The organism is Citrobacter sp. Ca225, from assembly GCF_030337175.1.
Lineage (GTDB): Bacteria > Pseudomonadota > Gammaproteobacteria > Enterobacterales > Enterobacteriaceae > Citrobacter_A > Citrobacter_A amalonaticus.
Genome location: NZ_JAOWCD010000068.1, coordinates 98,975 through 119,624, shown reverse-complemented (window position 1 = coordinate 119,624; position 20,650 = coordinate 98,975). Strand labels below are relative to the sequence as shown.

Here is a 20,650-nt window from a genome sequence, read left to right as displayed (position 1 = left end):
ATCAGGTCAGGACATAATACGTGCGATTATTTGCTCAATTAAGCTGGTATTTTCGCCGGGAGTGGCGTCGCTACCTCGGGGCGGTTGCCTTGCTTATCCTCATCGCTATTCTGCAACTCATTCCACCAAAAGTGGTCGGTATTGTGGTGGATGGCGTATCTACACAACGCTTTACGCCGCAACAGATCATGCTGTGGATTGGCACCATCGCCCTGATTGCCGTGGTGGTCTATCTGCTGCGCTACGTCTGGCGCGTGCTGCTGTTTGGTGCGTCTTACCAACTGGCGGTGGAGCTACGCGAAGATTATTACCGCCAACTCAGCCGCCAGCATCCTGAATTTTATCTGCGCCACCGCACTGGTGATCTCATGGCGCGCGCCACCAATGATGTCGACCGCGTGGTCTTTGCCGCCGGGGAAGGGGTTCTGACGCTGGTGGATTCGCTGGTGATGGGCTGTGCGGTGCTGATTGTGATGTCCACGCAGATCAGCTGGCAGCTTACGCTGTTTGCTCTACTGCCGATGCCGGTAATGGCGCTGATGATCAAACGCTACGGCGATCGTCTGCATGATCGTTTCAGACTGGCACAGGCGGCGTTCTCCAGTCTCAATGACCGTACCCAGGAGAGCCTGACCAGTATTCGTATGATCAAAGCCTTTGGTCTGGAGGATCGGCAGTCCGCACTGTTTGCGGCTGATGCGGAAGATACCGGGAAGAAAAACATGCGCGTGGCGCGTATTGATGCCCGTTTTGATCCGACGATTTATATCGCCATCGGCACGGCGAACCTGCTGGCTATCGGTGGCGGCAGTTGGATGGTCGTACAAGGTTCGCTGACGCTGGGACAACTGACCAGCTTCATGATGTACCTCGGGCTGATGATTTGGCCGATGCTGGCGCTGGCGTGGATGTTTAACATCGTGGAACGCGGTAGCGCCGCTTACGGTCGTATTCGCGCGATGCTGGCCGAAGCGCCGGTGGTGAATGATGGCAGCGAACCGGTGCCGGAAGGGCGGGGCGAACTGGCGGTGGCGATCCGTGCGTTCTGCTATCCGCAAACCACGCACCCGACGCTGGAAAACGTCAATTTTCAGCTTAAGCCTGGGCAGATGCTCGGCATCTGCGGGCCGACCGGCGCGGGTAAAAGTACTGTGTTGTCGCTGATTCAGCGCCATTTCGATATCACCGAGGGGGATATCCGCTTTCATGACATTCCTCTGCCACGCCTGCAACTGGATAGCTGGCGCAGTCGGCTGGCGGTGGTCAGTCAGACGCCATTCCTGTTTTCGGATACCGTGGCGAATAACATTGCGCTGGGCTGCCCCAGCGCCACGCAACAGGATATTGAACATGTGGCGCGTTTAGCCAGCGTACATGAGGATATTCTTCGTCTGCCGCAGGGTTACGATACCGAGGTCGGCGAGCGCGGCGTGATGCTTTCCGGCGGACAGAAACAGCGTATCTCCATTGCGCGGGCGCTGTTGCTGAATGCCGAAATCCTGGTCCTGGACGACGCCCTGTCGGCGGTGGACGGGCGAACGGAGCATCAGATCTTGCACAATCTGCGCCAGTGGGGAGAAGGGCGAACGGTGATTATCAGCGCGCACCGCCTCTCGGCGCTGACTGAAGCGAGCGAAATCATCGTGATGCAGCATGGGCATATCGCGCAGCGCGGCGATCACGAGGCGCTGGTGCAGCAGGCGGGCTGGTATCGCGATATGTACCGTTATCAGCAACTGGAAGCGGCGCTTGATGATGCACCGGAAAATAACGAGGAGGCGGCAAATGCGTAGTTTTGGGCAGTTATGGCCGACCCTCAAACGCCTGCTGGCCTATGGATCGCCGTGGCGAAAACCGTTAGGCGTTGCAGTGATTATGCTGTGGGTCGCGGCGGCCGCAGAAGTCAGCGGGCCGCTGCTGATAAGCTACTTCATCGACAACATGGTGGCTAAAAATAATCTGCCGCTGGGGAGGGTGACCGGACTCATTGCCGCCTATCTTGGGCTGCAGATTCTCGCCGCCAGTCTGCACTATGCTCAGTCGCTGTTGTTTAACCGCGCTGCGGTCGGCGTGGTGCAGCAATTGCGTACCGACGTGATGGATGCCGCGCTGCGCCAGCCGTTGAGTGAATTTGACACGCAGCCCGTCGGACAGCTCATTTCGCGCGTCACCAACGATACCGAAGTGATCCGCGATCTGTATGTCACGGTAGTCGCGACAGTTCTGCGCAGCGCGGCCCTGATTGGCGCGATGCTGGTGGCAATGTTCAGTCTCGACTGGCGCATGGCGCTGGTGGCGATCCTGATTTTCCCGGCGGTGCTGGTGGTGATGATTATCTATCAGCGTTACAGCACGCCGATAGTCCGTCGTGTGCGGGCTTATCTCGCCGATATCAATGATGGCTTCAACGAAGTGATTAACGGCATGAGCGTGATCCAGCAGTTTCGCCAGCAGGCGCGCTTTGGTGAGAGGATGGGCGAAGCCAGCCGCTCGCATTATCTGGCGCGTATGCAGACGTTGCGTTTAGATGGCTTCTTATTACGGCCTCTGCTGAGCCTGTTTTCCGCGCTCATTCTCTGCGGTCTGTTGATGTTGTTCAGTTTTACGTCGGCAGGGACAATAGAAGTCGGGGTGCTCTACGCCTTTATCAGTTATCTGGGACGCCTGAATGAACCGCTGATCGAACTGACCACTCAACAGTCGATGCTGCAACAGGCCGTGGTGGCCGGGGAGCGCGTGTTTGAACTGATGGACGGGCCGCGCCAGCGTTACGGGCAGGACCCGCGACCGCTGGCGTCCGGGCAGATTGACGTTGAGGATGTGTCGTTCGCCTACCGCGATGATAATCTGGTGCTGCAAAATGTCAGCCTTTCCGTACCGTCCCGCAGTTTTGTTGCACTGGTTGGGCATACCGGCAGCGGTAAAAGTACGCTTGCCAGTCTGCTGATGGGCTATTACCCACTGAGTCAGGGGGAGATTCGCCTTGACGGGCGTCCATTACGTTCACTGAGTCACAGCGCGTTGCGTCAGGGCGTCGCGATGGTGCAACAGGATCCGGTGGTCATGGCGGATTCATTCCTGGCAAACGTGACGCTGGGGCGGGATATCTCTGAAGAACAAGTGTGGCAAGCCCTGGAGACGGTGCAACTGGCGGAACTGGCTCGCGGGATGAGCGAAGGCATTCATACCCAACTTGGTGAGCAGGGGAACAATCTCTCCGTCGGGCAGAAACAGCTGCTGGCGCTGGCGCGGGTACTGGTGGCAACGCCGCAAATTTTGATCCTCGACGAAGCGACCGCCAGTATCGATTCCGGTACCGAGCAGGCCATTCAACATGCGCTGGCCGCCGTGCGCGAACACACCACGCTGGTGGTGATTGCGCACCGACTGTCGACCATTGTTGAGGCGGACACCATTCTGGTGCTTCATCGTGGACAGGCGGTAGAGCGTGGTACTCATCAGCAACTGCTTGCGGCGCAAGGGCGCTACTGGCAGATGTATCAGCTCCAGCTCGCTGGCGAAGAGCTTGCCGCCAGCGTTCGCGAGGAGTCGCTTCCCGCCTGATGCACCGCCACTGCCGGGTCGCTTCGGCGGTGGTGCAAAAATGTAACGCATCATGCACTGCCATGGTGCGTTTTTCTTTTCCCGTTCCGTTTTCCATTCTGAATCGCCCGTCAGACGGCCTGTAGAACAGACATCGGCCCCGCTTTTTCAATTCTGGCATACACCTTGCAATACCTCAGTCGTGTAGTCGCACCATATGCCGAATTCTGACTGGAGGGGATCTATGAAGCTGGTTACCGTGGTAATCAAACCGTTCAAACTGGAAGACGTTCGCGAAGCGCTCTCTTCTATTGGTATTCAAGGGCTGACCGTCACCGAAGTGAAAGGGTTCGGACGTCAGAAGGGTCATGCCGAGTTATATCGGGGTGCAGAGTACAGCGTCAACTTCCTGCCTAAAGTGAAGATTGATGTGGCCATTGCCGACGACCAACTGGATGAAGTGATCGATGTCATCAGCAAGGCGGCCTACACCGGAAAAATTGGCGACGGCAAAATTTTCGTCGCGGAGCTGCAACGCGTCATTCGTATTCGCACCGGCGAAGCTGACGAAGCGGCGCTGTAAAGCCTGGCACACAGTAACGGGAAACGACAAAATGAAGATAGCAACGATGAAAACGGGCCTTGCTTCGCTGGCGCTGCTGCCAGGTCTCGTGATGGCTGCTCCGGCAGTGGCGGATAAAGCCGATAACGCCTTTATGATGATTTGTACCGCTCTGGTGCTGTTTATGACCATACCGGGTATCGCCCTGTTTTACGGCGGTTTGATCCGCGGGAAGAACGTCCTGTCGATGCTGACGCAGGTCACCGTCACCTTTGCGCTGGTGTGCATCATATGGGTGGTGTTTGGTTATTCACTGGCATTCGGCGAAGGGAACAGCTTCTTCGGTAACTTCAACTGGGTGATGCTGAAAAACATTGAACTGACCGCCGTAATGGGCAGTATCTACCAGTATATTCACGTTGCTTTCCAGGGATCGTTTGCCTGTATTACTGTCGGCCTGATCGTCGGTTCGCTGGCGGAACGCATCCGTTTCTCGGCCGTCCTGATCTTCGTGGTGGTCTGGCTGACCCTCTCCTACATTCCGATTGCCCATATGGTGTGGGGCGGCGGCCTGTTGGGATCGCACGGTGCGCTGGACTTTGCCGGCGGTACCGTCGTGCATATCAACGCCGCCATCGCTGGCCTGGTGGGGGCCTACCTGATTGGCAAACGTGTGGGCTTCGGCAAAGAGGCGTTCAAACCGCATAACCTGCCGATGGTCTTTACTGGTACGGCGATCCTCTATATCGGTTGGTTCGGCTTTAACGCCGGTTCCGCAGGGACGGCGAACGAAATTGCTGCGCTGGCCTTTGTGAACACCGTTGTTGCCACGGCCGCCGCGATCCTCGGCTGGATCTTCGGCGAGTGGGCGTTGCGCGGTAAACCGTCTCTGCTGGGTGCATGCTCAGGGGCGATTGCCGGTCTGGTTGGCGTGACGCCTGCCTGTGGTTACATCGGTGTCGGTGGCGCGTTAATCATTGGCGTGGTGGCTGGCGTGGCCGGGCTGTGGGGCGTGACAATGCTCAAACGTCTGCTGCGCGTTGATGACCCGTGTGATGTGTTTGGCGTTCACGGTGTCTGCGGGATTGTCGGTTGTATTCTTACCGGGGTCTTTGCCTCAAGCGCACTGGGCGGTGTGGGCTTTGCTGAAGGGGTGACGATGGGGCATCAGCTGCTGGTTCAGCTTGAGAGCATCGCCATCACGATCGTCTGGTCTGGCGTCGTGGCCTTCATCGGCTACAAGCTGGCGGATATGACCGTTGGTCTGCGCGTCCCGGAAGAGCAAGAGCGCGAAGGGCTGGATGTGAACAGTCACGGCGAGAATGCCTACAACGCATAACAGAAAAATGCCCGGTGAACTTAACCGGGCAACACGGGATATCGCCGGATGCGCAGCAATGCCATCCGGTTTTTTATTCGTTGTGATTACGCATTACCCCTTCCTGCACGGTCGAGGCCACCAGTTTGCCATCCTGCGTGTAGAACTCGCCGCGAACAAATCCGCGCGCGCTGGAGGCCGACGTGCTTTCCACGCTGTACAGCAGCCATTCATTCAAATCAAACGGACGGTGGAACCACATGGAATGGTCGATCGTGGCAATCTGAATCCCTTTTTCCAGGAAACCAATGCCGTGAGGTTGCAGGGCAACCGGCAGGAAATTGAGATCGGAGGCGTAGCCCAACAGATACTGATGGACGCGAATGTCGTTGGGTAACGTACCGTTCGCGCGGATCCACACCTGGCGCGTGGGTTCTGCCACATGGCCTTTTAACGGGTTATGAAACTCAACGGGACGCACTTCCAGCGGGCGATCGCAGAGAAATTTATCTTTTAAAATCGGCGGCAACTGATGCGCGACTGACCGGGCAATGTCGGTCTCTGATGTCAATCCTTCCGGCGCGGGGGCGTGCGGCATGGTTTTTTGATGTTCGAAACCGGGCTCTGGCGCCTGGAATGAAGCGGTCATATAAAAAATAGGCTTTCCGTTCTGAATAGCGGCAACGCGGCGGGCGCTGAAGCTGTTGCCGTCGCGCAGAACTTCCACGTCATAAATAATCGGTCGCTGGCTATCACCAGGGCGTAAAAAATAGCTATGAAACGAGTGAACCAGGCGTTCTTCTGGTACCGTTTCTTTCGCTGCATACAGCGCCTGACCGACGACCTGTCCACCAAATACCTGGCGCAGCCCTAAGTCTTCACTTTGGCCCCGAAAGAGTCCTTCCTCAATTTTTTCCAGATTCAACAATGTCAGCAAATTGTTCAGTGCCTGACTCATACATGCTCTCCAGGTAACAACGACGCCGAAGCGAGATAGGCAGAGTATAACGCAATTTTAGAAGTGGTCCGATGGGTGCAATAGTCTGAAAAACTGGCCAATTCCAGGCAAAAATAAGTGATATGTGCCACACTTAGCTACGTTACGTTTTTGTTAACCACTCTTCCGGCGGGAGGAAAACCCGCTGGTGCAGAGATGATAAGGAGAATTTAATGAAGCTCATGCACATGGTAAGTGGTTTAGCGGTTGCGGTTGCTCTGGCCGCCTGCGCAGATAAAAGCGCGGATATCCAGACGCCAGCGCCAAACCCAAACACTTCAGCAACGGCCACACAGCCTGCTATTCAGCAACCTAATGTCTCGGGTACCGTATGGATCCGTCAGAAAGTGGCATTGCCGCCTGACGCCGTGCTTACCGTGACCCTGTCGGATGCGTCGCTCGCCGACGCCCCGTCGAAAGTGTTGTCCCAGAAAGCGGTTCGTACCGAAGGGAAACAGGCGCCATTTAGCTTCGTTCTGCCGTTTAACCCGGCTGACGTGCAGCCCAATGCCCGCATTCTGCTGAGTGCGGCAATTACGGTGAATGACAAACTGGTGTTTATTACCGATACCGTTCAGCCGGTCATCAACCAGGGCGGTACGAAAGCCGATCTGACTCTGGTGCCGGTGCAGCAAACGGAAGTGCCTGTGCAGGCAAGCGGTGGGGCAGCGACAACGGTGCCTTCAACTTCGCCAACGCAGGTCAACCCGTCTTCAGCGGTGCCTGCTCCGACACAGTACTAAGGCCTGTCTGACCCTCTCCACCCGGAGAGGGTCAATAATTCCAGCGATACCGTTGCAAATCAATCAGCCCGCTCCCTGATACCACAATACCTTCCGCCAGTAATGCCTGCCGTTGTCGCTGTAGATCGGGACCGGTGAGTGAAATCGCGCCGTGCCGATTCACCACCCGATGCCAGGGCAGAGTGCTGCCTTCGGGTAAACGTTTGAGTACGCCGCCGACCTGTCTGGCCGCGCGCGGAGAACCTGCGAGCAACGCGACGTCGCCATAAGTGGTGACACAGCCTTCGGGAATGGAGGCAACAATTTGCCAGACGCGCTGAGGGAAAGTGTCTTGTCTGTCCATGGTCTCTTCCTGCGGTAATCCTTCAGCATAATCTGGAATGGCGGGCGCGGGAAGTTCCATTGCGCAAGAAACCAGCATCTGACTGCCGATGGCTTGCAATTACAGGGGGCAGCAGTGATAATGCGCCTGCGCGTTGGTTAACAACGCTCTCAATGGGGGCTCTGTTGGTTCTCCCGCAACGCTACTCTGTTTACCAGGTCAGGTCCGGAAGGAAGCAGCCAAGGCAGATGACGTGTGTGCCGGGATGTAGCTGGCAGGGCCCCCACCCATTTGTGCCATCTGGCATCACATCTTCGTTTTTCTTCTTGTTGTTGTCATAGTTTTGTCATTTTTTTGTCATCAAATGCTGGCAAAGTGTTTTTGGGATGTTAAATCCTGGCGCTCAATTCGCTTATCACGCCATGGCGATCCTGTCGTCGCCGGAACCGTGCTTTTGCCTGTCCACAAGGATTCTTACGATGGCTACTGCAGTACTGAATGTCAAAATTGATGAGACGTTAAAAGAAAAACTTCGTCATTTCGCTGAACTGAATAATGAGAATTTAAGCGTCACGACAGAAAAACTGCTGCTGATTGCCTTCGACGTTGCGGCAGAGGCGGGGGTCTCGGCTGGCGATATCGATAGCCAACACACGGAAGAGTCGTTTGTTGAGCCACTGACTCCTAAAGAAGTCAAAGCATTGCGCAGACTACTGAAGAAGAAAAAATGAAACAGCAAACGCTCTCCATCGCCAGTAACTATGGCGAAGCCTGTGAACTGCTCCGCTCGGGTTATGTTAAGCATGTTTGCCTGAGCTGGAACGTTGGTAGTGATGAATTTTTCCGTATAGCCTCTGACTGGTGCGATGCCGGTGCCAAAATAAAGAAAGAGGGCGATAATTTTGTGATTTCCCTCAAGGGTTTTCCGGTTCCTCGCCAGCATTAAATAATCTTACGCACCTTAGCGTTGCCGGACTGCAGACGCAGTGTTTCCCAGATCGGTTCCAGGGTGTTAAACGCCGCGCGCAGAGGCTCTTCCGGTAAGGCAAACGGCATACGTAAGAAACGATCAAACGCGCCCGCGAGCCCAAAACGGGTGCCTGTTCCGAGTTGGATCCCGACGCTTTCCGCCCGCGTGGCGAAAAGCGTTGCCAGCGTATCCGGCAGTTCTACCCAGAAGGATAATCCGCCCTGTGGTTGCTGATAGCGCCACTCGGGAAAGTGTTTGCGCATCAGGGTGTCGCAGAGTTCGCGCCGCGCGGCGAGCTGTTGTCTGCGCTGCGGCAAAAATGAATCAGCATTATCAAGGAGCCACGTGGTGGCAAGTTGTTCGATGACCGGCGAGCCCAAATCGACCGTATCCCGTGTTTGCACCAGCGCGGCGATGGTACGTGATGGCGCACGCACCCAGCCCAGACGCAGTCCTCCCCAGAAACTCTTGCCCGCTGAACCCAGCATAATTACCGGGGCGTCGCGGTGATACGCCGCCAGTGGCGGGGGCGGTGGGGCGTCGTACCAGAGGTTCACCATCGTTTCGTCAATCACTAGCGTTGTACGCGTACGGGCAGCAATATCCGCGATGACGTGCCGCGTCCCATCATCCATACACCGCCCGGTGGGATTATGGAAATCCGGCATCAGATAGGCCATTCTCGGTGAGGTCTGGGCGATGGTTGCGGCCAGTCCATCCGTATCCCAACCCTGTTCGGGTAATGACACGCCCACCGGTCGACAGGAGGCGCCCTGAATGGCCGCAATTGCCAGCGGGTACGTCGGATGATCGACCACTACCCGATCGCCGGGGCCAGTCAATAAGCGCAGGATCAGCGCCAGACCACTGACCGCGCCGTTGACCACCATGATTTCATCCGCCGTTGTCGGCAGGCCTCGCGCACAGTAATGACGGGCGAGCGATTCACGCAAGCAGAGTAATCCCTGCGGTTGATAGCCCGACGTCAGCAAATGCGGTGGCATCGCAACCAGCGCCTGTTGATAAGCCTGATGGATTTCAGGCCCCGCACTGAGGGCGGCGGTGGAGAGATCCAATGCCATCGTGGTACCGGTTCGCGTCGGCACTTCGCGGATATGACCTGGCAGAACCACACGCGACCCACTGCCGTGCCGACTCTCCAGATATCCCTCTTCCCGCAATTGCGCCAGCGCGCTGGCCACGGTGGTCCGGCTGATGTCGAGTACCGCAGCCAGTTCGCGTTCTCCGGGCAAACGGCTGTCGAGTGCCAGACGCCCGTCGAGGATCAGCAGACGCAACGCTTCTGCCAGTTGCCGCCAGAGCGGAGTTCTTGCGGCGCTGTCCTGCCAGTGCCCAATCAGGCGCTGGAGAGATTGACTTCCATAACGACGTGATGACATTGCAGTCCACTTTTTCAAAACTGGTCATTAATCATAGTGCCAATTACAGCGATGATGAAGACTATCTGAACGGGGAGGGTGAAAATGGGACGTCGTCTGGTTCAACTTTATTTTGGGCTGGCTCTGTATGGGGTATCAACCGCGATGTTTGTGCGCGCGGATTTAGGTGCCGATCCGTGGAACGTGTTCCATCTGGGGCTGGCGAATCTGTTGTCGATGAAGATTGGCGTGGTGATGATTATTGTCGGCGCGCTGGTACTCCTGCTGTGGATCCCCCTGCGTCAGCGCCCAGGATTGGGGACGCTCAGTAACGTGATTGTGATCGGGCTTGCCGCCGATGCCGCGCTGGCGATGATACCAACGTTTTCCTCTCTCGCGGTGCGTAGCCTTATGCTGGTGGCGGCCGTGGTAGTGAACGCCCTGGCGACGGGGATGTACATTGGCGCGGGGTTTGGCGCCGGGCCGAGAGACGGTCTGATGACCGGTATTCACACCCGCACGGGATGGTCGGTGCGTACGATCCGAACGGCGATTGAAGTTTCTGTTTTACTGAGCGGTTGGCTGCTCGGCGGTACGCTTGGCGTCGGAACCGTGCTGTATGCGCTGGCGATTGGGCCGCTGATCCAGATCTGCCTGCCGTGGTTTCGCTACAAACCCAGGGCGCGGATTCAGACGGCGTAGACAGGAGAGGGCGACTAAACTTATTCACGACTGACGTGGCTGGAATAGGCTTGCCGCGCGGTGGACTTCGGAGGTTTTTCTCATGAAGTACGTGGATGGATTTGTCCTTGCCGTACCTGCCGAAAACAAGGAGGCTTATAAGGCGATGGCGGCAAAAGCAGCACCGCTGTTCAAGGAATTTGGCGCGCTCCGCATTGTGGAATGCTGGGCCGAGGATGTGCCCGATGGCAAACTCACCGATTTTCGTATGGCGGTGAAAGCCGAGGAGCACGAAGAAGTGGTATTCAGTTGGATTGAATACCCGTCGAAAGAAGTGCGGGATGCGGCGAATCAGAAGATGATGAACGATCCGCGCATGAAAGCGTTCAGTGAGTCGATGCCGTTTGATGGTAAACGCATGATTTACGGCGGATTCTCCCCCATTATCGACGACTAGCGTGACTGGCTGTGCGGCGTGCCGCCAGCCATCTTTGCGTTATAAGCGTTTTTCAGCCCACAGAATAAATGCTTCTTTGGGCAGCGCTTTGCTGTAAAGCCAGCCCTGCCCATAATGGACGCCGTGCTGGCGCAACCAGTCTTCCTGATTAGCCGTTTCAATTCCTTCCGCCACCATTTTCAGCTTCAGCGTTTTGGCCATTTCGATGATATGCGGCGTCACGTTTTTATATTCGAGCGCATCGACAAACGATTTGTCGATTTTCAGGATATCTACGTCCAGATTCTGCAAATAACTAAGACTGGAATAGCCGGTGCCAAAATCATCAATATAGATAGCATGCCCCGCCTTACGATAGCGGGCGACAATGGGTGAACTGGTTTTCGGATCGGCAAATCCCCGTTCCGTCAGTTCCAGCGCAATCTGTGAGGGGGCAAGCTGATACCGGTTAAGCTGTTTACTGAGCAACGTCGGGAGCTTTTCAGAGGCGAGATCCGCCGCTTCAATATTAATGGAAATATGCTGTTCGGGATGCTGCTTCAGCCATTTCCCCATATCCTCAAATACCGTTTCGATAATTAAGCGGGTGAGGGGTTCGGTAAGACCAGTCTCTTCGGCCAGAGTGATGAAAATGTCGGGCGACAGGTCGCTGCCGTCAGTTTGCGGCCAGCGCGCCAGCGCTTCCGCCCCTACGATTTTGCCGGTGCTGAGTGACACAATAGGCTGATAATGGACCTTAATATCGCGGTTATTGATGGCATCCTGCAATCGGTGATGAGGTGACTGGAGACGGCGCAGAATGCGCAAAATAAAGGCGGCGGCCAGCAGACCGATCAGAGTGCCGGCGGGAACCCAGATCAGCGCCTGTCGGTACCAGATTTTTTGTAGTGGGAGGGTCGACGCCCAACTGACAATGGTAATGCCCATCTCCGGGAAAGGGCGAATCTCATAAATAATGCCATGACTTTCCATGTGGCGAGGCGTGGTTTCCTGAGTAAATTGCAGAATATTCGGTGCGAGCGCGCTGCTGCTGGCAATGACGGTATTGCGTTTTACGCCAATAATCGCGACATCGATCTGCCAGGCGCCAAAAGGAACCACGTCGATAAAAGAGGCGGGATCAATCATCACGATATAGTCGCCATAGCCCAGTGCTGCCATGTAACGCTCGATCCCCAGATCGTTATGCGCGGTAAACCAGGCGCGGTAGCCATCGTTAGTGATTTTCATGGGCGGCGGGAAGGCCGAGGTATAACTTTCCTGCTCCAGAGAGGAACAGCGTGGTATGTTGTTTCGCAGATACAGTACTTCCTGGACATAGCGATAGCTGAAGGAAAGTCTCCGCATCGCCAGTAAGTGTTCACGCGAGCACGGTGCGCTGTTCACGGCGTTAATCTGCTGTAATGCCTGTTTTGCCTGGGCCACCACGCGTTCAGTACGTTCAGAGACGCGCGATGAGTAGGTATCCAGCTCCTCGATGAATTTCTTTTCGACCTGGCGATGAGCGAGCCAGACACTCAAACCGACCGGAACCAATACGGCGAGGATAAGCACTCCTGTTACCAGACTGACCAGATGTCGTGTTCTCACGCAAATATCCTTAATAACGCATTGTAGAGAAAGTATATCCGATCGGGAAAAAAGCCCTGTAAATGATGTCGTTAATCTGCAGAATTTTTTGTGGGGAGTCCGACTTTTCGCCGTCTTCAATGCAAAAGAACGCGCGTTAATGCGGAAAGGATTGAACTGTCATGCGTTCAGCGATAAAGTAATGTTATATTGTAACATAATATCAACGATTATGAGGATATCATGCAGGTCTTGAATTCATTACGTAGCGCAAAGCAGCGCCATCCCGACTGTCAGATCGTAAAGCGGAAAGGGCGTTTATATGTGATTTGTAAGAGCAACCCGCGTTTCAAAGCGGTACAGGGAAGGAAAAAACGACGTTAGAGAGAAGAGGGCCGGATAGAGGAAAAGTCTATCCGGCAATACCAATTGGCTATGGTGTGGCTTCTGCGCGGGCAAGAGTGAAGATATCGTAAAACGACAGTTCGCCTTTACGCGTCAGCATCTTCTGTAATTGCGCTTTGCGTTCATCGTCAACGTCCGGGGAGTGAAGGATGGTGCTAATCAGTGTAGGGGGCACAAACCGGGTGTTGTACCACTCGCCGTTGTAACACACCCTGAAATCCAGTACGTCGATATCTTCATAGCGATAGCGCGGGGCGACATCAAAAAAGAAAAAACCGTTGAGGATGACAAACAGCACCACCAGCAGCCAGACAGAGTCAACCAGCGTTTCTGATTGCAGCATGACCGCCAGCGTGGCAAACCACGCAACATACATCCCGATAAACAGGCCTGGATGTTTACGAATAAAGCTGATGCTAAAGCGGGGCTTATTATCGCGCTTCTCACGAACATTCAGATCGTCGATGGTTTCAGTGAGCAGGCGTTGTATTTCTGTCATTTTTTGCCTTCGTGATTTCGCAACTTACAGGGGAACGCCCTATTTTAAGTGGGCGATTAGCCTGAAAAAAGTAACAGATTAACCACAATTTAGCATAACAGTTACAATTCTATTTACAGTGTTTTAATAATCCGTGCTGGATTACCTCCCACCACGACGTTGGCGGGTACGCTTTTGGTCACTACGGCGCCGGAGGCAACCACCACATTGTCACCAATGCTGACGCCGGGATTAATGACCGCACGCCCACCAATCCAGACATTATTGCCAATCGTGACGGGTTTGCCGAACTCCAGTCCGCTATTGCGTTCTGTCGCATCCAGCGGATGCGTGGCGGTATAGATATGAACGCCGGGAGCCAGCATGCAGTTATCACCAATAATAATGGGACAGACGTCGAGCATGACGCAGTCGAAGTTGGCGTAAAAGTCTTTACCCAGGAAGATATTGTAACCGTAGTCACAGCGAAATGACGGCTCGATGTAGGGACGGTCGCACTGACCTAACAGGGCGTGGAGAATAGCCAGGCGTTCGGCCTTTTCATCCGGGGCGGTGTGATTGTAGCGGTGAACGAACCGACGCGCCTGCAATCGGTCATGGCGCAGAGTCTCATCTGCCGGGTGATACCGTTCACCCGCTATCATTTTACGCTTCTCTTCACTCATTCTGCGCTCTCTGCCTGTTCACTGGTGAGGCAATACAGTAGAGGGTCTGCGTTAATCAGGGAACGATCCCTGAACTATACCGTGACAGAAGTCACAATAGCCATGCTATTGTTATTGCAAATAAGATAAATGTTCCCCAGGAAAACATCCGTATTTCCTGATATTCAGTAATCAAATTAACGAATGAATTTCCAAACGGAGGAGGGGATCTTGTCGTAAAGTTTATTCATCGTCAATTCTGCAAGACGGTGATCGGCGGCTGAGTAAAATACAGCCAATTCATTGTCAGATAATTCATATTTATTTTTCTCAATCACGCGTTCAAGCGTGTCAATTGTCTGACAGCGTCGCAAGCGCATCAAATAATCAGTTTTAGTTAATGGTTTATCGGACATAAATCTTACCTATGATTGTAATAATTTTTAACAAGACAAACTAACAGGGTTAGCTCTGGTGGCATTCACAAAGCAGCGGAACAAGCGATTACCTGATTTCCGCCATTTCTGCAGATCCTGCGCATTAATGCCATAACTGCTGAACAACATAAATGTGTCGTCCAGATATTCATCAATCTGCTCAATCAGCTTATTGTCCTCATTATACTTAATTTTATAATTAAGTGCGAAGGTTGCAATATGCTCTATCAGTTCGTTGAGTTGAAGGTTGATCGCCGAGGTTGGGTCGTTTACCCAGCCATGATTGCTTTCTTCAAGGTTTGCAAGACAGTCGTGATAAAGCGTTTCACAAAGAAATTTAAGCTGCGCTATATCATGTCTTTTGGGTGAGTATTCATCCATAACGCATCCCCTTCTTAGTGGCTTGAACTAACCGAACACCTTTCGGGATGGGTACAACTAACTGACCTGGTACTTGCCTTCTACGCTTGATGATTTAACTATAATCTACTCTAAAAAAGATTTCATCGTTATATTACGAAAAATTACAATTAATGTAATATGAGAGAAAGTGAAGGTTTGTGGATTTTTCTCATTATAGCATGTCGCCAACCCATACCGAAATGAGATAATTACGTGATTATTTTGAAATTCATCAGATTATCCTCTCTTTCCATCCTCGTCGCTTACCTCCGGCACGAAACCAGAAACGGATGCCCCCCAGGAATTGTCTTAATAATGAGTGGTTAAGCAGGGAATAAGCCATAAGCCAAATGGCCAGAAATAGCCTTCATCCTCTTGTGGATTATAACCTTTATTATCTACAACCAAAAGTCAACAAGGTATCAATAAGCCCTTTTGCTGATTTCATTCGAAAAAAAGGCCGCTTGCGCGGCCTTTTATCAGATGAGCATCAGCGATGTTCTACGGAATGGCTGTGTTCAATATCTTCACTTTTCCGGCTGAAGCGGCGGCGTACCACCACAAAGAAGACCGGGACGAAGAAGATAGCCAGAACCGTTGCGGTGACCATCCCGCCCATAACGCCGGTACCTACGGCGTTCTGCGCGCCGGAACCGGCACCGGAGCTGATAACCAGTGGCATAACGCCCAGAATGAACGCCAGAGAGGTCATCAGGATCGGACGTAAACGCATACGAACCGCATCCAGCGTCGCTTCAATCAGGCCTTTGCCCTCTTTATCCATCAGATCTTTGGCGAATTCGACGATCAGTATCGCGTTCTTCGCCGACAACCCAATGGTTGTGAGCAGGCCCACCTGGAAGTAAACGTCGTTGGTCAGACCGCGGAAAGTGGCCGCTAACAGCGCACCAATTACCCCCAGCGGAACCACCAGCATAACGGAGAACGGAATCGACCAGCTCTCATACAACGCCGCCAGACACAGGAAGACGACAATCAGTGAGATGGCATACAGGGCAGGGGCCTGGTTACCGGACAGACGTTCCTGGTAGGACATCCCCGTCCAGTCGTAGCCGATACCGGATGGCAGCTTACTGGCCAACTGCTCCATCATTGCCATCGCTTCACCGGTACTCTTACCCGGTGCCGCCTGACCTAAGATCTCCATAGAAGGCAGACCGTTATAGCGTTCCAGACGCGGTGAACCGTATTCCCAGCGTGAAGACGAGAAGGCTGAGAATGGCACCATTTGACCATCGCTGCCGCGCACATACCAGTTACCGATATCTTCCGGCAACATACGGTATTTGGCTTCGGACATGACGTAAACTTTCTTCACACGACCGCGGTCGATAAAGTCGTTCACATAGCTTCCGCCCCATGCGGCACCCAGCGTGGTATTAATGTCGCTAATGGAAACACCCAGCGCCTGTGCTTTTTCCTGGTCGATATCAATCTTGAACTGCGGCGTATCTTCCAGACCGTTCGGACGAACGCCGACCAGCAGATCCGGATGTTTTGCCACTTCGCCGAACAACTGGTTACGCGCCTGGGTCAGTTTTTCGTGACCGAGTCCCGCCTGGTCAATCAACTGGAAGTCAAAACCAGTCGCGGTTCCCAGTTCCACAATCGCGGGCAGGTTAAAGGCGAATACCATGGCGTCTTTAATCTGCGAGAAGGCGGCAGAAGCGCGTTGGGTAATGGCTTCAACCTTGTTCTCTTCACCCGGACGGTCAGCCCAGTCTTTCAATGAGACGAACGCGATACCGGTGTTCTGACCACGACCGGCAAAGCCGAAGCCGTTAACTGCAAACACCGATTCAACGTTGTTCTTCTCTTTGGTAAGGAAGTAGTCGGTCATCTCATCAAGCACTTTCTGCGTCCGTTCCTGAGTCGCCCCTGCAGGCAACTGGGCCATGCTCAGGAATACGCCCTGGTCTTCGTCCGGCAGGAAGGAGCTTGGCAGACGGACGAACAGGAACGCCATGCCGACGACGATGATCAGATACAGCAGCAGATAACGACCGGTGCTGCGCAGAATATTACCCACGCTGTCGGTGTAATGGTGCGTGCTCTTATCGAACATGCGGTTAAACCAGCCAAAGAAACCTTTCTTGCCTTCACCGTGGTCGCCTTTGGCAACCGGTTTAAGCATGGTGGCGCACAGCGCCGGCGTCAGGATCAACGCAACCAGTACGGACAGCGCCATTGCGGACACAATGGTGATGGAGAACTGACGATAAATCGCACCGGTAGATCCGCCAAAGAAAGCCATCGGGATAAATACCGCGGACAGCACCATCGCGATACCCACCAGTGCGCCCTGAATCTGGCCCATGGATTTACGCGTGGCTTCTTTCGGCGGTAACCCCTCTTCGGACATGACACGTTCGACGTTCTCGACCACCACGATGGCGTCATCCACCAACAGGCCGATGGCGAGCACCATCCCGAACATCGTCAGGGTGTTTATCGAGAAGCCAAAAGCGGCAAGCACCGCAAAGGTCCCCAACAGAACGACCGGTACTGCAATAGTCGGGATCAGCGTCGCGCGGAAGTTCTGCAGGAACAGATACATCACGAGGAACACGAGGATGATCGCTTCCGCCAGCGTTTTCACCACTTCGTGAATAGAGATTTTCACGAACGGGGTGGTGTCATACGGGTAAACGATTTTCAGGCCTGACGGGAAGAAAGGTTCCATCTTCACCAGTTCGGCACGGATCGCCGCGGCGGTATCCAGCGCGTTCGCGCCGGTCGCCAGTTTGATCCCCAGACCGGAGGCCGGTTTACCGTTGAACTTCGCGATGATGTCGTAGTTCTCGCCGCCCAGTTCAATTTTCGCGACGTCACGCAGGCGAACCTGAGAGCCGTCCTGGTTCACTTTCAGCAGGATTTTGCCGAACTCGTCGGTTGACGTCAGACGGGTCTGGGCAATAATCGATGCGTTAAGCTGCTGGCCTTTCACCGGCGGCGTACCGCCTAACTGACCGGCAGCTACCTGGGCGTTCTGCGCTTTGATAGCCGCAATGACATCGACCGGGGTCAACTGATACTTGTTGAGTTCGGTCGGGTCCATCCAGATACGCATCGCATACTGCGAACCAAACAGCTGAACGTCACCCACGCCGGAAGTACGGCTGATGGTGTCTTTCATGTTGGCGGCGACGTAATCCGAAATATCTTCCTGCGTCATAGTGCCGTCGGTATTGATAACCCCGACAACCATCAGGAAGCTACTGGACGACTTCTCAACGCTCACACCCTGTTGTTGTACTTCCTGCGGCAGCAACGGCATCGCCAACTGCAGTTTGTTCTGCACCTGAACCTGCGCGATATCTGCATCCGTACCGGATTCAAACGTCAGGGTGATCTGCACGGTACCCGTGGAGTCACTGTTTGAGGACATGTACATCAGGTTATCGATACCGTTCATATTCTGTTCGATAACCTGCGTGACCGTATCCTGCACGGTTTTGGCATCAGCGCCAGGGTAGGTTGCGGAGATCGTCACTGCGGGCGGCGCAATCGTCGGATATTGCGCGACCGGCAGCTTGAGGATCGCAAGCCCCCCTGCCAACATGATGATGATGGCGATCACCCATGCAAATATGGGGCGATCGATAAAGAAATTAGGCATGTCTTAACGGCTCCTGTTTAAGTTAAGACTTAGACTGCTCAGGCTGGCTACCGCTAGCGGCTTGCTGGTTGTTCTCTGCGGTAATCTCTTGTGCTTTCACCTGCGCACCAGGACGCACTTTCTGCAGCCCACTGATAATGACGCGTTCGCCTGCTTTCAGACCACTGGTCACCAGCCATTTGTTGCCAATCGCCTGACTGGCCACGATTTGACGGTTTTCCACTTTGTCATCCGCACCCACAACCAGCACGGTAGCATCGCCGCGCGGCGTACGGGTCACGCCTTGTTGCGGCACCAGTAACGCAGTAGGGTTGGTTCCTTCTTCCAGACGCGCGCGAACAAACATTCCCGGCAATAAGGTGTGATCCGGGTTAGGGAAGACGGCGCGGATGGTGATAGAACCGGTGGTCTGATCGACGGTCACGTCTGAAAACTCAAGCGTACCGGTCTGCGGGAATTTGATGCCGTCGCTGGTCACCAGCTCGACTTTCGCCTTGCCGTTTTCCTGCTTCAACGTTCCATTAGCCAGTTCTTGTTTCAGACGCAGGAAGTCGTTGCTCGACTGCGTCACGTCAACATAGATAGGATCGAGCTGCTGCACGGTTGCCAGCGCTGTCGCCTGACCGTTTTGCACCAGCGCGCCTTCCGTCACGGCAGATTTACCAATACGGCCGCTAATCGGAGAGGTCACTTTGGTGTACGCCAGGTTAATGCGCGCGGTTTCAACGGCGGCTTTCGCGGCAACGACAGCGGCATTCGCCTGTTGCGCATCGGCCAGCGCCTGATCGTAATCTTGTTGGCTGATGTACTGCGTGCCGAGCAGCTTTTTATAACGGTTAACCGTTACCTGAGCGATGCTGGCAGCGGCCTGGGCTTTCGCCAGATCGCCTTTCGCGCTTTCATAAGTGGCTTGATACGTCGCAGGATCAATCTGATAGAGAGACACTCCTGCTTCGATATCACTACCTTCCTCGAAATTACGCTTCAGGATAATCCCGCTTACCTGAGGACGAACTTCCGCAATACGGAAAGCACTGGTGCGACCCGGCAGTTCAGTTGTGATCTGTAGAGGTTCGGTTTTGAGCGTCACAACCCCAACTTCTGGCATCTGCTGGCCCCCTTGTTGGGCCTGTTTGTCGTCACATCCTGTAAGCGCTAAGCTGCCTGAGAGCATCAGAACGACCGCCAGAGGCGTAAACCCTCTGTTTTTGTTCATATGTAAACCTCGAGTGTCCGATTTCAAATTGATCAATGGTCAAAAGTCCACAAACCCATTGCTGCGTTTATATTATCGTCGTGCTATGGTACATACATCCATAAATGTATGTAAATCTAACACCTGTAAATTCACCGACATATGGCACGAAAAACCAAACAACAAGCGCAGGAAACACGACAACACATCCTGGATGTAGCGCTACGGTTGTTCTCGCAACAAGGGGTATCTTCCACCTCGCTGGCGGAGATTGCAAAAGCCGCTGGCGTAACTCGCGGTGCAATCTATTGGCATTTCAAAAACAAGTCGGATTTATTTAGTGAAATCTGGGAACTATCAGAATCCAGTATTGGTGAGCTTGAGACTGAGTATCAGGCAAAATTCCCCGACGATCCACTATCAGTGTTAAGAGAAATACTCGTTCATCTCCTTGAATCTACCGTGACAGAAGAACGGCGACGTTTATTGATGGAGATTATATTCCACAAATGTGAATTTGTGGGAGAAATGACTATAGTTCAGCAGGCGCAAAGAAACATCTGTCTCGAAAGCTATGATCGGATTGAACAAACTTTAGATCATTGTATTCATTCAAAAATGTTGCCTGCAAATTTGATTACGCGGCGGGCGGCGGTGATGATGCGCGCCATGATTTCAGGTCTGATGGAAAACTGGCTTTTTGCCCCCCAATCGTTTGATCTCAAAAAAGAAGCGCGGGATTACGTCGCCGTTTTGCTGGAAATGTTAACATTTTGTCCCACCTTACAGTCGACGGGGCCTGACGCCGTATCCTGACGCTACTCCAGGAATAATCCTGGTCGGTTTCGCTGCCGCTATTCTGTCTGACAGAGCCGTGATATTCTTGC

21 protein-coding genes and 1 other RNA gene are annotated in these 20,650 nt (G+C 53.9%); 12 read left to right on the top strand and 10 right to left on the bottom strand.

Annotation, left to right across the window (positions count from 1 at the left end; all coding sequences use genetic code 11):
- Positions 1-20 precede the first annotated feature (20 nt).
- The 4 genes from OGW13_RS10510 to amtB all read left to right on the top strand — a co-directional run bounded on the left by OGW13_RS10510 (position 21) and on the right by amtB (position 5,444).
- Positions 21-1,793 (top strand): SmdA family multidrug ABC transporter permease/ATP-binding protein, encoded by a 1,773-nt coding sequence (locus OGW13_RS10510; RefSeq protein ID WP_044258950.1) that lies wholly within the window; start codon positions 21-23, stop codon positions 1,791-1,793.
- The gene (locus OGW13_RS10505) at positions 1,786-3,564 is read left to right on the top strand and encodes a SmdB family multidrug efflux ABC transporter permease/ATP-binding protein (protein WP_044258949.1); all 1,779 of its coding nucleotides are present in this window, start codon (positions 1,786-1,788) and stop codon (positions 3,562-3,564) included. The genes OGW13_RS10510 and OGW13_RS10505 overlap by 8 nt, the downstream gene beginning before the upstream one ends.
- Positions 3,565-3,787: 223 nt before the next feature.
- Positions 3,788-4,126: a P-II family nitrogen regulator gene (glnK, locus tag OGW13_RS10500; protein WP_002891893.1), complete on the top strand. Its 339-nt coding sequence runs from the start codon at positions 3,788-3,790 to the stop codon at positions 4,124-4,126.
- Between the two features lie 31 nt (positions 4,127-4,157).
- Complete coding sequence (amtB, locus tag OGW13_RS10495) at positions 4,158-5,444, top strand: ammonium transporter AmtB (RefSeq protein WP_156594811.1); 1,287 nt, start codon at positions 4,158-4,160, stop codon at positions 5,442-5,444.
- 73 nt (positions 5,445-5,517) lie between these two features.
- Here amtB and tesB read toward each other — a convergent pair whose 3' ends face one another.
- Positions 5,518-6,381, bottom strand: coding sequence for an acyl-CoA thioesterase II (gene tesB / locus OGW13_RS10490; protein WP_043001567.1), 864 nt, complete (start codon positions 6,379-6,381; stop codon positions 5,518-5,520).
- Between the two features lie 212 nt (positions 6,382-6,593).
- Between tesB and OGW13_RS10485 the strand changes: the two genes are divergently transcribed.
- Positions 6,594-7,163 carry a YbaY family lipoprotein gene (locus OGW13_RS10485; protein WP_044267638.1) on the top strand — a complete coding sequence of 190 codons (570 nt, stop codon included), beginning with the start codon at positions 6,594-6,596 and terminating at the stop codon, positions 7,161-7,163.
- Positions 7,164-7,194: 31 nt separating this feature from the next.
- Here the strand turns inward: OGW13_RS10485 and OGW13_RS10480 are convergent, their stop codons facing one another.
- Positions 7,195-7,506, bottom strand: coding sequence for an MGMT family protein (locus OGW13_RS10480; protein WP_044327287.1), 312 nt, complete (start codon positions 7,504-7,506; stop codon positions 7,195-7,197).
- 162 nt (positions 7,507-7,668) lie between these two features.
- Between OGW13_RS10480 and ffs the strand changes: the two genes are divergently transcribed.
- The 3 genes from ffs to OGW13_RS10465 all read left to right on the top strand — a co-directional run bounded on the left by ffs (position 7,669) and on the right by OGW13_RS10465 (position 8,431).
- Positions 7,669-7,765, top strand: an RNA gene (gene ffs, locus OGW13_RS10475) — signal recognition particle sRNA small type.
- Between the two features lie 199 nt (positions 7,766-7,964).
- The gene (locus OGW13_RS10470; RefSeq protein ID WP_287116057.1) at positions 7,965-8,216 is read left to right on the top strand and encodes a hypothetical protein; all 252 of its coding nucleotides are present in this window, start codon (positions 7,965-7,967) and stop codon (positions 8,214-8,216) included.
- Positions 8,213-8,431, top strand: a complete 219-nt coding sequence (locus OGW13_RS10465) for a hypothetical protein (RefSeq protein WP_043001564.1) — start codon at positions 8,213-8,215, stop codon at positions 8,429-8,431. The genes OGW13_RS10470 and OGW13_RS10465 overlap by 4 nt, the downstream gene beginning before the upstream one ends.
- On the opposite strand, the gene yczR is transcribed toward OGW13_RS10465, so the two are convergent.
- Positions 8,428-9,855 carry a MocR-like transcription factor YczR gene (yczR, locus tag OGW13_RS10460; protein WP_104446099.1) on the bottom strand — a complete coding sequence of 476 codons (1,428 nt, stop codon included), beginning with the start codon at positions 9,853-9,855 and terminating at the stop codon, positions 8,428-8,430. The two genes, OGW13_RS10465 and yczR, sit on opposite strands and share 4 nt — an antisense overlap.
- Before the next feature lie 84 nt (positions 9,856-9,939).
- Between yczR and yczE the strand changes: the two genes are divergently transcribed.
- Together yczE and OGW13_RS10450 are read left to right on the top strand one after the other, a co-directional pair.
- Positions 9,940-10,536 (top strand): membrane protein YczE, encoded by a 597-nt coding sequence (gene yczE / locus OGW13_RS10455; RefSeq protein WP_104446100.1) that lies wholly within the window; start codon positions 9,940-9,942, stop codon positions 10,534-10,536.
- A gap of 82 nt (positions 10,537-10,618) precedes the next feature.
- Positions 10,619-10,972: a DUF1428 domain-containing protein gene (locus tag OGW13_RS10450; protein ID WP_043001561.1), complete on the top strand. Its 354-nt coding sequence runs from the start codon at positions 10,619-10,621 to the stop codon at positions 10,970-10,972.
- A gap of 39 nt (positions 10,973-11,011) precedes the next feature.
- Here the strand turns inward: OGW13_RS10450 and pdeB are convergent, their stop codons facing one another.
- A complete protein-coding gene (pdeB, locus tag OGW13_RS10445) occupies positions 11,012-12,562 on the bottom strand; it encodes a cyclic di-3',5'-guanosine monophosphate phosphodiesterase PdeB (protein WP_181825318.1) in 1,551 nt (516 codons plus the stop codon).
- 222 nt (positions 12,563-12,784) lie between these two features.
- On the opposite strand from pdeB, the gene ykgO reads away from it, so the two are divergent.
- A complete protein-coding gene (gene ykgO, locus OGW13_RS10440) occupies positions 12,785-12,925 on the top strand; it encodes a type B 50S ribosomal protein L36 (protein ID WP_003859006.1) in 141 nt (46 codons plus the stop codon).
- A gap of 49 nt (positions 12,926-12,974) precedes the next feature.
- On the opposite strand, the gene OGW13_RS10435 is transcribed toward ykgO, so the two are convergent.
- The 6 genes from OGW13_RS10435 to acrA form a co-directional block, all read right to left on the bottom strand.
- Positions 12,975-13,445, bottom strand: coding sequence for a YlaC family protein (locus OGW13_RS10435; RefSeq protein ID WP_043001559.1), 471 nt, complete (start codon positions 13,443-13,445; stop codon positions 12,975-12,977).
- 113 nt (positions 13,446-13,558) lie between these two features.
- Entirely contained in the window at positions 13,559-14,110 is a 552-nt protein-coding gene (gene maa, locus OGW13_RS10430; RefSeq protein WP_044327283.1) for a maltose O-acetyltransferase, read from the bottom strand.
- 176 nt (positions 14,111-14,286) lie between these two features.
- Positions 14,287-14,505, bottom strand: a complete 219-nt coding sequence (gene hha / locus OGW13_RS10425) for a hemolysin expression-modulating protein Hha (RefSeq protein WP_001280991.1) — start codon at positions 14,503-14,505, stop codon at positions 14,287-14,289.
- A 27-nt stretch (positions 14,506-14,532) separates the two neighbouring features.
- The gene (gene tomB / locus OGW13_RS10420; RefSeq protein WP_042324455.1) at positions 14,533-14,907 is read right to left on the bottom strand and encodes an Hha toxicity modulator TomB; all 375 of its coding nucleotides are present in this window, start codon (positions 14,905-14,907) and stop codon (positions 14,533-14,535) included.
- A 511-nt stretch (positions 14,908-15,418) separates the two neighbouring features.
- Positions 15,419-18,568, bottom strand: a complete 3,150-nt coding sequence (acrB, locus tag OGW13_RS10415) for an efflux RND transporter permease AcrB (protein WP_043001557.1) — start codon at positions 18,566-18,568, stop codon at positions 15,419-15,421.
- Between the two features lie 22 nt (positions 18,569-18,590).
- Positions 18,591-19,784 carry a multidrug efflux RND transporter periplasmic adaptor subunit AcrA gene (gene acrA / locus OGW13_RS10410; RefSeq protein ID WP_043001556.1) on the bottom strand — a complete coding sequence of 398 codons (1,194 nt, stop codon included), beginning with the start codon at positions 19,782-19,784 and terminating at the stop codon, positions 18,591-18,593.
- A 141-nt stretch (positions 19,785-19,925) separates the two neighbouring features.
- On the opposite strand from acrA, the gene acrR reads away from it, so the two are divergent.
- Positions 19,926-20,579, top strand: a complete 654-nt coding sequence (acrR, locus tag OGW13_RS10405) for a multidrug efflux transporter transcriptional repressor AcrR (protein ID WP_044258933.1) — start codon at positions 19,926-19,928, stop codon at positions 20,577-20,579.
- The last annotated feature ends 71 nt before the right edge of the window (positions 20,580-20,650 follow it).